Source organism: Alphaproteobacteria bacterium, from assembly GCA_017308135.1.
In the GTDB taxonomy this organism is placed as follows: domain Bacteria; phylum Pseudomonadota; class Alphaproteobacteria; order CACIAM-22H2; family CACIAM-22H2; genus Tagaea.
Map to the genome: position 1 here is coordinate 41142 of JAFKFM010000012.1, position 14962 is coordinate 56103.

Sequence of the window (14962 nt, forward strand, 5' to 3'; positions counted from 1 at the left end):
AGCGCGCGCGGTGTATTGCGCGGCATCGATTATATAAATATGAGCATTTTCAGTGCCTTATAGGACAATCGACAATCCAGGATCGGTGATTACCAGCTAATCCGCTCGAGATTGTCGAAGGTCATCTCGCTGCCGTCGGCAAGGACGATGGTCCCCGACGCGTCCTGGCCAAGGTCGAGGGCGCCCGTCGCGCCTTCGGCCGCGAGCTCGGTGCCGTCCGACAGGATGACCGTCCAGCCGCCTTGGCCGGGGCCGGCCCCGCCGCCATCGACGACGACCGTATCGGTCCAGCCGCCGCCCGCCCCGCCGTCGAACGTGTCGCGCCCGCCGCCCACACCGAAATACGCGATATCCGACCCGGCCCCGCCGGTGATCGTGTCGTTGCCGCCGCGCCCGTCGAAAACATTGTCGGCCGCATCGCCGGTCAACCGGTCGGCGAAGCTGGAACCAGTGACGTTCTCGAACTCGGCGATATTGTCGCCCTGCGCGAACCCGCCCGACGCGGTGTTGTTCGAGAGATTGACCGTCACGCCGGCGGTGCTGTCGGAATAGTCGAGCGTATCGCTGCCCGTCCCGCCGCGCAGGATGTCGTTGCCGGCACCGCCCCGGATCGTGTCGTCGCCCGCCCCGCCCAGAATGCTGTCGTTCCCGGCGTTGCCGACCAGCAAATTCGCGTCGGCCGAGCCGGTGATCGTGTCGTTGCCGGTGGAGCCGAGCACGTTTTCGATCGACGTGTAGCGATCGCCGGCCGCATCGCCCGTGGCGCCCACACCGGTCTCGAGATTCACGTTCACGCGGCTGGAGGTGTAGGAGAAATCGACCGTGTCGGTCCCCGAACCGCCGATGATCGAGTCCGAGCCGGCGCCGCCGACGAACGTGTCGTTACCGCCGCCACCGGTGATCAGATCGTTGCCGGCCCCGCCCTCGATGCGTTCGTCGCCCGCCGATCCGGTCAATGTGTCGGCCTTGGACGAACCGATCAGCGTTTCGAAACCCGAAATCGTATCGCCCGCCGCGTCGCCGCCCGAGACGGCGCCCGTCGCGAGATTGACGTTCACGCCCGACGCGCTCGCCGAATAGGACAGCGTATCGAGGCCGTCGCCGCCGATCAGCGTGTCGGCCCCCGCACCGCCTTGGATGACGTCGTTACCCGCACCGCCATCGATGATGTTCGCGCCGGTGGAGCCGGTCAGCGTATCGTTGAACGCCGATCCGGCGACCTGTTCGAAACCGGAAATCGAATCGCCTTGGGCGTGACCGCCCGACACCGCGTTGGTCGCAAGATTGACGCTGATCGCCGCGTTCGACGCCGAATAATCGAGCCTGTCGTTGCCGGTGCCGCCCACGAGCGTGTCGGCGCCGGCATCGCCGAAGATCGTGTCGTCGCCCGCACCGCCATCGAGGCGATTGGCATTGGCGTCGCCGCGCAGCGTATCGGCCCCCGAACCGCCGGTGACGTTTTCGAAGCCCGAGATCGCGTCGCCCGCCGCGTCGCCGCCGGAAGCCGCGCTGGTCGCGAGATTGATATTCACGCCCGCCGTGTCGGCGGCGTAGTTCAACGTGTCGTTCCCGGCACCGCCGATCAGCGTATCGGCACCCGCACCGCCTTGGATCGTGTCGTTGCCCGCGCCGCCGTCGATGCGATTTGCGCCCGCATCGCCGGTCAGCGTATCGGCGCCCGAACCGCCGGTAAGATTTTCGAAGCCCGACAGCGTGTCCGTACCGGCCCCGGTCGCCACACCGGTGGCGAGATTGGCCGTGATGGCGGCGGTCGACGCGGAAAAATCGACGGTGTCGATCCCGTCGCCGCCGATCAGCGTGTCGTTGGCCGAGCCGCCGGTGATCGTGTCGTCGCCTGCCCCGCCGTCGAGACGGTTGGCGGCGCTGTTGCCGATCAGCGTATCGTCGAACGCCGAGCCGACCACCGTTTCGATCGTCGCGAGCACGTCGCCCGACGCATCGCCGGTCGAAACCTGCGCGGTCGTCAGGTTCAGATTGACCTGCACGGCGGCGTCGGAGGCGCTGTAATCGGCCGTGTCGTTGCCGGTTCCGCCGATCAGCGTATCGGCACCCTTGCCGCCGATCAGAATATCGTTGCCTGCGCCGCCATCCAGGCGTTCGGCCGCGTCGGTGCCGGAAATCGTATCCGCCCCCGAACCGCCAATGACGGTTTCAAAACCCGAAATCGTATCGCTGCCGGTCGCACTGCCCGTCGCGGTTCCGCCGGCGAGATCGACATTCACGCCCGCCGTATCGGCGGCGAAGCTCAGCGTATCGTTATCGGCCCCGCCAATCAGCGTGTCGTCGCCCGCCCCGCCTTGAATCGTGTCGGCCCCCGCACCGCCATCCAAACGGTTGGCGACGGAACTGCCGGTCAAACTATCGGCGGCGGATGTGCCGATCACATTCTCGATGCCCGACAGGCTATCGGTCCCGGCACCGCCGCTGGCGGCACCGGTCGCGAGATTGACCGTCACGCCCGCGGCCGCGGACGAATAATCCGCCGTGTCGATGCCCGCACCGCCGACCAGGGTATCGTTCCCCAATCCTCCCACGAGCGTATCGTCGCCCGCGCCGCCGGTCAGGACGTTCGCCCCGGCATCGCCCGCCAACGTATCGGCGAAATCGCCGCCAGTGACGTTCTCGAAACCCGAAATCGTGTCGCCTTCGGAATTGGCGCCCGACGACAGATCGACGGTGACGCCCGCTTCGGCGCGCGTATAGGCGAGCGTATCCGTGCCCGCACCGCCGATCAGCGTGTCGGCCCCCGCCCCGCCTTCGATCGTGTCGTTGCCCGATCCGCCATCGATGCGGTTGGCACCCGCGTCGCCAAAAAGCGTGTCGTTGCCCGACCCGCCGAGCAGGTTTTCGATGCTTTGCAGAACATCGCCCGCGGCGTCGCCGCCAGTCGTGCCGTTTTGCAGATCGACCGAAAGATTGGCGGTGCTGGTCGCGTAGCTCGCGGTGTCGCTGCCTTCGCCGCCGACCAGCGTGTCGGCACCGGCACCACCGATCAGCGTATCGTCGCCCGCACCGCCATCGATGCGGTTGGCGCCGGTCGTGCCGGTCAGCGTGTCGCCTTGCGCCGAGCCGACGACATTCTCGAAACCCGAGAGCACGTCGCCCGACGCGTCGCCCGTCGAGGCCTGCGCGGTCGTAAGTCCGAGATTGACCTGCACGGCGGTGTTCGACGCCGAATAATCGAGCGTATCCGTGCCCGTGCCGCCGACCAGCGTATCGGCCCCGGCATCGCCATGGATCGTATCGTCGCCCGCCCCGCCATCAAGGCGATTGGCGCCCGTGTCGCCGCGCAGCGTGTCGGCCCCCGCCCCGCCGATCACGGTTTCGAAGCCGTCGATCGTGTCGGTGCCGCTCGCCGAACCCATCGCCGTACCAGCGGCCAGATCGACGTTCACGCCGTCGCTATCGGCGGCGAAAGTCAATGTATCGTTTCCAGCTCCACCGGCGAGCGTATCGTCGCCCGCCCCGCCTTGAATCGTGTCGGCACCCGCGCCGCCATCGATACGGTTCGCCCCGGCATCGCCGGTCAGAATATCGGCGGCGGCCGAGCCGAGCAGATTCTCAATGCCCGACAACACGTCGCCCGACGCGTCGCCGGAGGATGTTTGCGCCGTCGTGCGCGCGAGATCGACCGTCACGCCCTGAGACGAGGCCGCGTAGCTCGCCGTGTCGATACCCGCGCCGCCGGCCAGCGTATCGGCACCGCCGCCGCCTTGCAGCGTGTCGTCGCCCGAACCGCCGTCCAGGCGATTGGCGTTGGCGTCGCCCGTCAGCGTATCGGCGCCGGCCGAGCCGATGACGGTTTCGATGGCCGAGAGCACATCACCCGAAGCGTCGCCGGTCGAAACCTGCGCCGTGGTCAAAGCGAGATTGACCTGAACCGCGTCGGCTGAGGCGCTGTAATCGGCCGTGTCGTTGCCGGCATTGCCGATCAGCGTATCGGCGCCGGCACCGCCGATCAGAATGTCGTTGCCCGACCCGCCATCCAGGCGATTGGCGCCCGCATCGCCGCGCAGCGTATCCGCCCCCGATCCGCCGATGACGGTTTCGAAACCGCTGAAGCTGTCCGTGCCCGTTGACGATCCCGTGGCCGAGCCCGTGGTCATATCCACGTTCACGCCCGACGTGTCGGCGGCGAAACTCAACGTGTCGGTGCCGTCGCCGCCGATCAGCGTGTCGTTCGAAGCCCCGCCTTGAATCGTATCGTTGCCGGCCCCGCCGTCGAGGCGGTTGGCGTTAGCGTCGCCGGTCAGCGTGTCGGCATAGGCCGTGCCGATCACGTTTTCGATGCCCGACAAGCTATCCGTGCCCGCCCCGCCACTGGCGGCCCCGGTCGCGAGATTGACCGTCACGCCCGCGCCGGAAGACGAATAATCCGCCGTGTCGATCCCGGCTCCGCCCACGAGCGTGTCGTTGCCAAGGCCGCCGACCAACGTATCGTCGCCCGCCCCGCCTTCCAGGCGATTGGCGTTGGCGTCGCCCGTCAGCGTGTCGGCAAAGGCCGAGCCCGACACGTTCTCGAAGCTCGAGATCGTATCGCCTTCGGAATTGGCGCCGGTCGCGAGATTGACGTTCACGCCCGCATCGGCACGCGAATAGGACAGCGTATCGGTGCCCGCCCCGCCGATCAGCGTATCGGCCCCCGCACCGCCTTCGATCGTGTCGTTGCCCGACCCGCCGTCGATGCGGTTCGCACCCGCATCGCCGTAGAGCGTGTCGTTGCCCGATCCGCCGAGAAGATTCTCGATGCTTTGCAGAACGTCGCCCGCCGCATCGCCGCCGGCCGTGCCGTTTTGCAGATCGACCGTGACGGCGGCCGAACTGGTCGCGTAGCTCGCGGTGTCGCTGCCTTCGCCGCCAATCAGCGTGTCGGCCCCGGCCCCGCCGATCAGCGTGTCGTCGCCCGCCCCGCCCGACAGAACGTTCGCGCCGGTCGTGCCGGTCAGCGAGTCAGCGAAGGCCGAGCCTTGGACATTCTCGATCCCCGACAGACGATCGCCCGAGGCGTCGCCCGCCGACGTTTGCGCGCTGGTCGTGCCGAGATTGACGGTGACGCCCGCCGCCGAACCGGCATAGCTGACCGTATCGGTCCCCGCGCCGCCGACGATCGAATCCGCACCGGCCCCGCCGATCAGCGTGTCGTCGCCCGACCCGCCGTCGAGCGTATCCGCACCCGCACCGCCCGACAGGATATTCGCGTTGGCGTCGCCGGTGAGACGATCGGCGAAATTCGAACCCGTGACGTTCTCGAAATTGGCGATCGTGTCGCCTTGCGCGTAACCGCCCGATGCGGCCCCCGTGCCGAGATTGACGGTCACGCCGGCGTTGGAATCCTCGTAGGAAAGCGTGTCGCTGCCGCCGCGCCCGTCGAAATTGTCGGCGCCCGCCGTGCCGAGCATCGTGTCGTCGCGCACCGTACCCACACCCGGCGGCAATGCGACATCCATCGCGCCCTCGGCCGCCGTGGTGATGGCCGATTGGCCGTCGGCGGCCGTCGCGGTCAATTCGAAATCGCCCGACCACGGCACTTCGACCATCTCGGTCGCGCGCACGCCGATCGTCACGTCCAGTTTGCCGTCGGCGCCGATCTGGTCGGAGAGTTCGATATAGCCGCCCGTGCCGTCGTCGCCCGGAATCCACAACCCGCCGGCCGCATCGGTCACTTGCATGCCGTCGGGCACGCTCAACCGCGCTTCATGCGTTTCGGATCCGTCGTGATCGGGGTAGCTCGCTTGAACGCGGATCGTGCCCGCCTCGTCGGGATAGAAGGTCGTGTCGCTGCCGGTCGCGGATTGGATGACGACCGACAGATCGGTCGGCGCATCGGCGACCGCATCGATGACGATGGCGAGCGTCGCCGTATTGCTGCTGACCGAGCCGCCGTCGGACGAGGTGGACGTGACGGTCAGATTGACCGTGCCCGCGTAATCGGCGGGCGGCGTGAAGGTCAGGCCCGGCAGATCGTCGGGCGTGAGCAGCCACGCGCCGTCGCCGAGATCCGTCCCGGCCGACAAATGCCCGCCTTCGGGCACGCCCGCGATGGTCACACCCAGCGATTCCGAAACGTCCGATAAACCCGCCGCGATATCGAGCGGGATCGAATGATCTTCGGTGCCGGTGGCGTTTACGACATTCAGCGTCGGCGTATCGGCCACACCTTCGACCTCGACGGTCAAATTCGACGTGGCGCTGCTGGTCGATGTGCCGTCGGTCGAGGTGGCCGTCACGGTCAGATCAATCTGGCCGCTGAAATCGGCGGGTGGCGTGATCGTCAGGCCCGGCAGATCGTCGGGCGTGAGCAGCCACGCGCCATCGCCGAGATCGGTCCCGGCGGAAAGCGTGGCGCCGTCGGGCACGCCCGCGATGGTCACACCCAGCGTTTCCGATGCGTCGGAAAGCGTCGCGGAAAGATCCAGCGCGATCGCGTGATCTTCCGCACCGCTCGCGTTCGCGATATTCAGCGACGGCGTATCGGCAACGCCTTCGACCTCGACGACGAGATTCGACGTGGCGCTGCTGGTCGATGTGCCGTCGGTCGTGGTGGCCGTGACGGTCAGATCGATCTGGCCGCTGAAATCGGCGGGCGGCGTGATCGTCAAGCCCGGCAGATCGTCGGGCGTCAGCAGCCACGCGCCATCGCCAAGATCGGTGCCTGCCGACAACGTCGCGCCGTCGGGCACGCCCGCGATGGTCACACCCAGCGTTTCCGACGTATCGGACAGCGACGCGGCGATATTCAGCGCGATGGCGTGATCTTCGGCACCGCTCGCATTTGTCGCGGAAAGCGTGGGCGTATCCGCCACCGCTTCAATATCGACCGCGAGAGTCGACGTGACGCTGCTGGTCGCTCCGCCTTCATGCGACGTTGCGGTGACGGTCAAGTTTAGCGTGCCCGAAAAATCGGGCGGCGGCGTGATCGTCAGGCCCGGCAAATCGTCGGGCGTGAGCAGCCACGCGCCGTCACCCAAATCGGTGCCCGCCGACAGCGTCGCCCCTTCGGGCACGCCCGCGATGGTCACACCTAGCGTTTCCGATCCGTCGCGGTCCGTAAGCTGGGCGGCGATATCCAGCGCCACCGCATGATCTTCAAGACCCGAAGCCGGCGCCACGTCGAGTTCGGGCGGGCTGGCGGTCGTGTCGGGCGGCGGTTCGTTCGATACCGGTGCCGGTGCCGGCGTATCCGCACGCTCGAGCTGGGCGAGGCGATCGAGCAATTGGCCGCGCAACTCGTTCAATACCGGCTGCACGGCAGCTTCGACCGCCGGGGCCGCCGCCGCATTCAGAATATTGGCAAGGCCCGGCAGCAGCGCGTTCAACGCCGCCGGGGCAGCAGCACTTGCGACCGCGGCAGCGGTCGGCGCGTTCGCATCGGTGCCCGACACATTCGCGGGCGCATCGGCGGCGGGGCCCGCATGATCGGCGACATGCGGCGCGTCGGCGGCGGGCACGGCGGCGGCGGCCGGCGCGTTGCCCGCATCCCTATGCGTTTCGCCGCGCATATCGGCGCGCATTTCGACATTCGCGATGTCGCCGCGCGCTTGGGCAGCCTGCGCCAGCGATATGCCAGGACCGCGCGTCTCGCCCGCATTGGCGGGCGTGTCCGTCGAATCTTCGTCGGGCGCTTCGATCGCGGCACCGGCCACACCCAGGAAATCGCCCGCAACCGGCGGCGTTGCGTCGATCTGGCCGGGCGCTTGGCCCGCGAAAGTGCGGTCGTCGGCGACCAGCGATCCGTATTGGACGGCGCCAAGCGTTTGCGCGGATTGGGCGATGGAATTGTCCGGCGCGGGCGGCGGCGGAGCGGCGGGCGGTTGAACGGCGGCGGCTTCGCCGGCGGCCGAATCCTTCGCGAGAACGGTCAGCTCGTCCGTCTGGACTTGTCCGGCGCGATCTTGGGGGGCGCGATCGTCGGGCACGTACGGTTTCTCCGTCCACGGTTGGGGCTATCCACCGGTCGCCCGAATGAAACCCACCGCTAAATCTACGGAATTCCTATAAAATTGTCTATATCGGTATTTCTTATTGCCAGTCAGAACCTTAACGTATATCACCGACGCAGGATTGGGCCCCCCAAACGTCAAACCCGGTCCTCGGGGAGAAAAAATTGGCGTCCACGACGAAGCCCGTGCGATCGACCGCGACCGACGCGGGATTCACGATGGCCTTCCATCCCAGCGTGATGGCCGCCTCGCTGGCGCTGAACCTATTCGGCGCGGCGCTGCCCATTTTCACCTTGCAAATCTACGACCGCGTCATCCCCAACGCGGCGACCGATACGCTGACCCTGCTGTCCGCCCTGCTGCTGGCCGTGCTGGTCGGCGAAGCGCTGATGCGCGCGGCGCGCGGCCACCTCGCCGCGTGGACGGGGGCCCGTTACGAACACGAAACCGGCGTGCGCGTCATCGAACGCTTGCTCGACGCCGATCAAGCGGCATTGCGCAACGAATCTCCCGGCCAGCAATTGGAACGCCTGGCCGCGATCGATCGGCTGCGCGAGTTCTACGCCAACCAGGGTGCGACGATCGCGATCGATTTGCCCTTCGCGCTGGTCTTCGGCGCGCTGATCTGGCTGATCGCGGGCGATCTGGCATACGTCGCCTTCGGCGCCTTCGCGTTGTTCGCGATCCTCGCCTTGATGATCGGCGGTGCCTTGCATCGTGCCCTTTCGCGGCGCGCCGATTCCGACGACCGGCGCACCAGCTTCATGATCGAAATCCTGAGCGGCATCACCACCGTCAAAGCCTTGACGATGGAACGCCAGATGATGCGCCGCTACGAGCGTCTGATGGACGGCGCCGCGGCCGCCGCCCATCGCGTCGCCTATATCTCGGCGGTTTCGCAAAGCCTGGGCGGGTTGTTCTCGAACCTGACGGTCGTGGCGCTGGCCGCCTATGGCTCGCTGATGGTGCTCGACGGCGTCATCACCGTAGGCCAGCTCGCCGCATCGACGCTGCTGGCGGGGCGCATGATGCAGCCGCTGCTGCGCGCGATGGGTATCTGGACGAATTTCCAATCGATCCGGGTGGCGCGCAAACGGCTCAAGGCGCTCGACGATCTGCCGCAGGAGCCGTCGCAAGGCCAGCAAGTCGCGATCGTCGGCGAAGGCGCCATTCGTTTCGATGGCGTCACCTTCGCCTATCCCGGCGCGAAAGCGCCGATCCTTCAAAACGCCGATCTGGCGATCACGCCGGGCGATTGCGTCGCCATCGTCGGCGCCAATGGCGGCGGCCGCTCGACCATCCTGTCGCTGATTTCGGGCGCCTTGCGCCCGCAAGCGGGCCGCATCCTCTATGACGAGCGCGCGTTGGGCGTCAAAGACCCGCGCCCCGGCCCCAGCGAAATCGCCGTGCTACCGCGCCAGGGCGTGGTGTTCCATGGCTCGCTGATCGACAATCTGACCGCCTTCCGGCGCGGCCCCGTGGTCGATCGCGCGCTCGATCTCGCGATGCGATTGGGCCTCGACGCCTATGTCGCCGGCTTGCCCGACGGCTACGAGACCGAAATACGCGGCGGCCAGACGGAAACGCTGCCCGGCGGCGTGCGCCAGCGCGTGGCGATCGTGCGCGCCCTCGCCGACGATCCGCGCATCGTGCTGTTCGACGAGGCGAATAACGGCCTCGATCACGAATCCAACGAAAAGCTCCTGGCGCTGCTGCGCGAGATGAAGGGAACCACGACGCTGGTGCTGGTCAGCTATCAGCCGTCGGTCTTGCGCCTCGCCGACCGCATTTTCGAATTGAAGGACGGCATTCTGGTGGAGCGGCGCGCATGACCGATCCGATCGCCGTTCCCGCCATCCGCAGCACCACCGACGATATCGGCGTCGTGCGCGCCGAGCCGCTGGTCGAAGCGCTGCGCGGCGGCCGCATGGGCGACTTCGAAGCTTTGTCGCCCTTCGCCGCGTGCTTGATGCCGTTGCTCGACGCGCTGGGCTGGCGCGGCGATCCGCGTCACATCGTCGAGGCGCTGCCGCATTTCGCCGCCAATCTCGACCTCGAAGCGTTGCGCAACGTGCTGGCGGAGCTTTCCTACGTCACCAAGCCGACGCGCGCGAAGCTGCACAAGGTCGATCCGCGCTTGCTGCCCTGCCTGCATGTCGGCGACGACGGCATCCCGCGCGTGATCTTGAGCATCGACGCCGACGGCGTACGCGTGTTCGACGGCGCCACGCATGTCGAAACCACGCGCAAACGCGGGCCGTCGGGTACGGCCTATCTGATCGAGGCGGTCGAGACGGCGAAGGAAGCCGAGGCGCAGGGGCGCAGCTTCGGCGCCGATCTGTTCCAGCGCTTCCGGCCGATCGTCTGGCAATTGCTGCTGATCACACTGGCGACCGACACGCTGGCTTTGCTGTTCCCGTTCTTCTCGATGACCGTCTACGACAAGGTCATCGGATCGGACTCGCGCACGCTGCTGTTCTATCTTCTCGCCGGCGTGGCGGGCGCCTTCGCGTTCGATTTCGCGCTACGCGGCGTGCGCGCGAAGCTGCTCGCCTTTGTCGGCGCGCGGGTCGAGCGTCTCGTCGCGGTCGCGGTGTTGCGCCAATTGCTACGTTTGCCGGCGGGCTTCGTCGAAGCGGCCCCGATCGGCCAGCAGCTTTCGCGCCTCAAGGAGTTCGACCAGATCCGCGAATTCTTCACGGGGCCGATGGCGGGCATCGCACTCGACCTGCCGTTCCTGATTTTGTTCCTGATCGTCATCGCGTGGCTGGGCGGCCCACTGGTCGCGATCCCCGTCGTGCTGGGTGGGGCCATCGCGTTGCTGGGCTGGGCGACCGCCGCCCGCCAAGCGGCGGCGAATAAGCGCCTCGCCCGCGCGCGCTCGGCGCGCCACGGTTTGATGGTCGAAATCGTCTCGAACTTGCGCGCGATCAAGCAGCTGGGTGCGCGCAACACCTGGCTCGACCGGTTCCGCGCCGCGTCGGCCGAAGCGGCACAAGCCGGGTATCGCGGCCAGTTGATCTCGCAAGGTCTGCAAAACGCCGCGCAAGGCTTGATGATGCTCGCCGGTGCGGCCACGCTCGCCTGGGGGGCGGCCCTCATCATCGAAGGCACGATGACCGTCGGCGCCTTGATCGCGGTGATGGCGCTGACTTGGCGCGTGCTGGCGCCGTTGCAAATGGGCCTCGTCACGCTGCAACGCCTCGACGCGATGCGCCAATCGCTGCGCCAGATCGACGGCTTGCTGCGCCTCAAACCCGAATTGCAGGAGCGCGCCACCGCCTCCGTCGTGCAGCGCGTATTCCGCGGCGCCTTGCGCTTGACGCGCGTGTCGCTGCGCTATCGCCCGGATACCGATCCCGCCTTGCTGGGTGTGGATCTCGACGTGAAGCCGGGCGAAATGATCGGCTTCACCGGCAATTCGGGGGCGGGCAAGTCGACGGTGCTGAAGGTCATCGCCGGGCTTTACCAGCCGCAGGCGGGCAATGTGGCGCTCGACGGGCTCGACATCCGCCAGATGTCGCCCGCCGAATTGCGCAACGCCGTCACCTACGCGCCGCAGGTGCGGCATCTGTTCTACGGCACGATCCTTCAGAACTTGCGCCTCGCCGCCCCCACCGCGACCGAAGCCGCGATCCGCGATGCACTGGCCGAAGCGGGCGCGCTCGACGAAACGCTGGCGCTGCCCAAAGGCCTCGAAACCATGCTCGGCGATTCCGAAACCGCCGGTTTGCCCGCCGGTTTGCTGCAGCGTATCGCGCTCGCGCGCGTCTATTTGCGCCAATCGGCGGTGCTGATGCTTGACGAGCCGGGCCAATGGCTCGACCAAGCGGGCGATCGCGCGCTGATCGAGGCGCTGAAGCGCCGCAAAGGCAAGCAGACCATCCTTCTCGTTTCCCATCGCCCCAGCCATCTCGCCTTGTGCGATCGCGTGGCCGTGTTCGACCAAGGCCGCATCGTGAAGATGCAAAAAGCCAGCGAGCCCGAAAAAGCCGGAGCCGTCAGATGAGCAACCTTCCCGTTCCGTCGGCCACGCGCGCCGACCCCGCGCGCATCCGCCAATTGAGCCTCGCGATCCAGTTGGAGGAAGGCGGCCAGTCGAAGTTGATGCGCTTGGCCGTGTGGCTCGTCCTCGGCATGCTCGCCGGCGGCGTGGCCTGGGCCTCGGTCACCGAGGTGGCGCAAGTCGCGCGCGCGCCCGGCGAGGTCGTGCCGGCCGGCAACGTCATCGCCGTCCAGCATTTGGAAGGCGGCATCGTGCGCCGCGTCGACGTGCGCGAAGGCGATCTGGTCGAAGCGGGTCAGATTCTGGTCGAGATCGATCGCACGGGCGCGCTGGCCGAGCTCGATCAGATGAAGGCGCGCGAATCATCGCTGCGCTTGCAGGCCGAGCGCTTGCGCGCCTTCGCCGAAGGGCGCGGCGCCAATCTCGTTTCCGCGGGCGAAGCGGAAATGTCGCGCGACCAAGCGGCGATTCTGCGCACGCAGGAGCAATCGCGCACCAGCCAGCGCGCCGTGCTGGAACGCCAATTGGGCGCGCGCCGCCAGGATTTGACCGCGCTGGAAGGCCAGCGCGAAACGCTGCAACGCCAATTGCGCTTCATCAGCGAAGCGGCCGATATGCGCCAGAAGCTCTACGACCAGGGCCTGAATTCGCGCCTGTCGCTGCTCGACGTGCAGCGCGAGCAATCGCGCGTGCAGGGCGATATCTCGAACGCGCAAATCGGCATCGCCCGCGCGCGCGAGGCCATCGCCGAGGCCGAGCAGCGCTTGATCGAACTCGACACGCGCCTCGCCACCGAATCGATGCGCGAATTCGGCTCGGTCACGACCGAGCTTCGCCAGATCGAGGAAACGCGCGTGCGGCTGGAAGATCGCGTCGCGCGCACGGAAGTGAAGGCGCCGGTGCGCGGGCTGGTCAAGGAACTGCGCGTGCGCTCGGAAGGGGCGGTCGCGACACCGGGTCAGACGCTGCTGGAACTCGTCCCCGTCGGGCGCGAGCTGGAGATCGAGGCGCGCGTGCAGCCTTCCGATATCGGCCAGATCCGTATCGGCCAGAGCGTCGCGGTCAAGGTCTCGACCTTCGACTTCGCGCGCTTCGGCAACGTGCCCGGCACGGTGCGGCATATCTCCGCCTCGACCTTCACCGATCCGCAAGGCCGCCCGTTCTATCGCGCGATCGTGACGCTGGAACGCGATTACGCGGGGACCGATCCGCAGCGCAATCGCCTGGTGCCCGGCATGACGGTGCTGGCCGATATCCGCACCGACGAGCGCACGGTGCTGCGCTATCTGCTGAACCCGATCTACCGCTCGCTCGACGCCGCGTTCAGCGAGAAATAAGGCTCGCCGCGAAGATCGGACCGCCCGTCGTCGACAACCGCGCAGCGCCGTCGATCTTCAACGCGTGCCCGGCGGGCAGTTCGAAGAACATGCCGTCGATCGTTACGCGCGCGGGATTGCCCGACGCGTAGAGCACGGTTTCGCCCGGCTTCAGCGTGACATCGCCCAGCGGCACGAACAGATCGGCGTCGAACGAATCGGCGCGATAGATCAGATTCAACACCTCGACCGGACCGTCGGCGATTTTGGCGGTGAGCTTCGTGGCACCGTCGTAGCGCACCACGTCGAACGCGCGCGACAAATCGCGATGCACGGCGCCGTCGTCGGTGTGCAGCGTCAAACCCTTGCCGCGCGTGACGACCTGCAAACGGCCGAAGCCCGACAGATCGGAGAACCGCGATTCCTCGACGATCGCGGTTTGGCCCAGGCGCCAGAGCGTGGCGGGCCAATCGCGTTCCGCCGCACCCTCGCGATAGCGCGACGCGATGTCGATCACCGCGACCTTGCCGTTGTTCCAGGTATAGCGCCCGAAGCCTTCGGGCGGCAGCGGCGTGATGCGGGCCATTAAGGGGCGTTCCCTCGGATTTCGGTTTCGAAGCGGCGCAGCAAACGCGACCGCGTTTGCGGGTCGCCGAAACGGGCATGATCGTAGTCGACGGTTTTGATCGTCGCGGGATCGGGCAAGCCTTCGGGCAACGGCGCATTCATGTTCGATGGGATCGAAAACGACATCCGCGCCTTCACGCCCAAGGCTTGCGCCGCCGCCGACAGCGCCCAATCGTGGAAGCGCTTGGCGCCGTCAAGATTGCGGGCCCCCTTCACGATCGACATGGAGCCGACCTCGAAGCTCGTGCCCTCGCACGGCGCGAACGGCACCATGTCGCGGGCCCCCTGCGCCATCTGGAACAGCGCATTGTCGAGGAACGTGATCCCGACCGGCGATTCGCCCGTGGCGACCGAACGCGCGGGGATCGAGCCCGAACGCGCATAGGAATTCACATTGGCGTGAACCTGCTTCAAATAGGCAAAGGCGCCGTCCTCCCCCATCAGCGTCACGACCGTGGCGAGATAGGCGTAGCCGGTACCCGACGCGGTCGGGTCGTTCGATTGGATCAGGCCCTTGAAGCGCGGGTCGGCGAGATCGGCCCAGCAGCGCGGCGGGGCGATGTTCTTGGCGCGCAAGGCCGGCGCGTTATAGGCAACCGCGAGTGCCCCCGCGATGACGCCATAGGCGCGATAGCCCGTCGCTTCCGCCTGTTCGCGCGCCCAGGGGCGTAGCTCGGCCAGACGCGGCGAGCGATAGGCTTCGGTCAACCCGTCGGCGGCGGCCTGGACATGCGGATCGCCCGTCCCGCCCCACCACACATCGATGCGCGGGCGCTGGGCTTCGGCCTTGATCTGGGCATAGGCCTCGCCGGTCGATTTGCGCAGCATGGCGACGCGCATCCCCGTTTCGCGCTCGAACTCGGTCGCCATCAGGCGGCACCATTCTTCCAGGAACGAGCAGACGAGTGCCAATTCGCCGGCCGGCGCCTGGGCGCGGGCGGGCGAGATCAGGGCGGCGGAAACGGCGAGGACGGCGATAAGGGGGCGCATTTCCAACTCTAGCGCTGGGGGACTGAAGCGAGCATGATGCCGCTCGCCAAAGGCTCGGAACA

At 67.3% G+C, this 14962-nt stretch carries 6 protein-coding genes; 3 read left to right on the forward strand and 3 right to left on the reverse strand.

Annotated elements, in window-relative coordinates:
- Positions 1-89: 89 nt before the first annotated feature.
- The gene (locus J0H39_21640; protein MBN9499366.1) at positions 90-7937 is read right to left on the reverse strand and encodes a hypothetical protein; all 7848 of its coding nucleotides are present in this window, start codon (positions 7935-7937) and stop codon (positions 90-92) included.
- 188 nt (positions 7938-8125) lie between these two features.
- Here J0H39_21640 and J0H39_21645 point away from each other — a divergent pair, with 188 nt between their 5' ends.
- From J0H39_21645 to J0H39_21655, 3 genes are read left to right on the forward strand one after another with little or no spacing between them, the layout of a single operon-like run.
- The gene (locus J0H39_21645) at positions 8126-9793 is read left to right on the forward strand and encodes an ATP-binding cassette domain-containing protein (protein MBN9499367.1); all 1668 of its coding nucleotides are present in this window, start codon (positions 8126-8128) and stop codon (positions 9791-9793) included.
- Positions 9790-11970, forward strand: coding sequence for an ATP-binding cassette domain-containing protein (locus J0H39_21650; protein ID MBN9499368.1), 2181 nt, complete (start codon positions 9790-9792; stop codon positions 11968-11970). Before J0H39_21645 ends, J0H39_21650 begins: the two co-directional genes overlap by 4 nt.
- Positions 11967-13304 (forward strand): HlyD family type I secretion periplasmic adaptor subunit, encoded by a 1338-nt coding sequence (locus J0H39_21655; protein MBN9499369.1) that lies wholly within the window; start codon positions 11967-11969, stop codon positions 13302-13304. Before J0H39_21650 ends, J0H39_21655 begins: the two co-directional genes overlap by 4 nt.
- On the opposite strand, the gene J0H39_21660 is transcribed toward J0H39_21655, so the two are convergent.
- Together J0H39_21660 and J0H39_21665 are read right to left on the reverse strand one after the other, a co-directional pair.
- Positions 13291-13869 carry a HutD family protein gene (locus J0H39_21660; protein ID MBN9499370.1) on the reverse strand — a complete coding sequence of 193 codons (579 nt, stop codon included), beginning with the start codon at positions 13867-13869 and terminating at the stop codon, positions 13291-13293. The two genes, J0H39_21655 and J0H39_21660, sit on opposite strands and share 14 nt — an antisense overlap.
- The gene (locus tag J0H39_21665; GenBank protein ID MBN9499371.1) at positions 13869-14900 is read right to left on the reverse strand and encodes an ABC transporter substrate-binding protein; all 1032 of its coding nucleotides are present in this window, start codon (positions 14898-14900) and stop codon (positions 13869-13871) included. The genes J0H39_21660 and J0H39_21665 overlap by 1 nt, the downstream gene beginning before the upstream one ends.
- Positions 14901-14962 lie beyond the last annotated feature (62 nt).

Coding starts and splice junctions, on each gene's coding strand:
- J0H39_21650 (MBN9499368.1), top strand. CDS start 9,790: ATGACCGATCCGATCGCCGTTCCCGCCATCCGCAGCACCACCGACGAT.
- J0H39_21655 (MBN9499369.1), top strand. CDS start 11,967: ATGAGCAACCTTCCCGTTCCGTCGGCCACGCGCGCCGACCCCGCGCGC.
- J0H39_21660 (MBN9499370.1), bottom strand. CDS start 13,869: ATGGCCCGCATCACGCCGCTGCCGCCCGAAGGCTTCGGGCGCTATACC.
- J0H39_21665 (MBN9499371.1), bottom strand. CDS start 14,900: ATGCGCCCCCTTATCGCCGTCCTCGCCGTTTCCGCCGCCCTGATCTCG.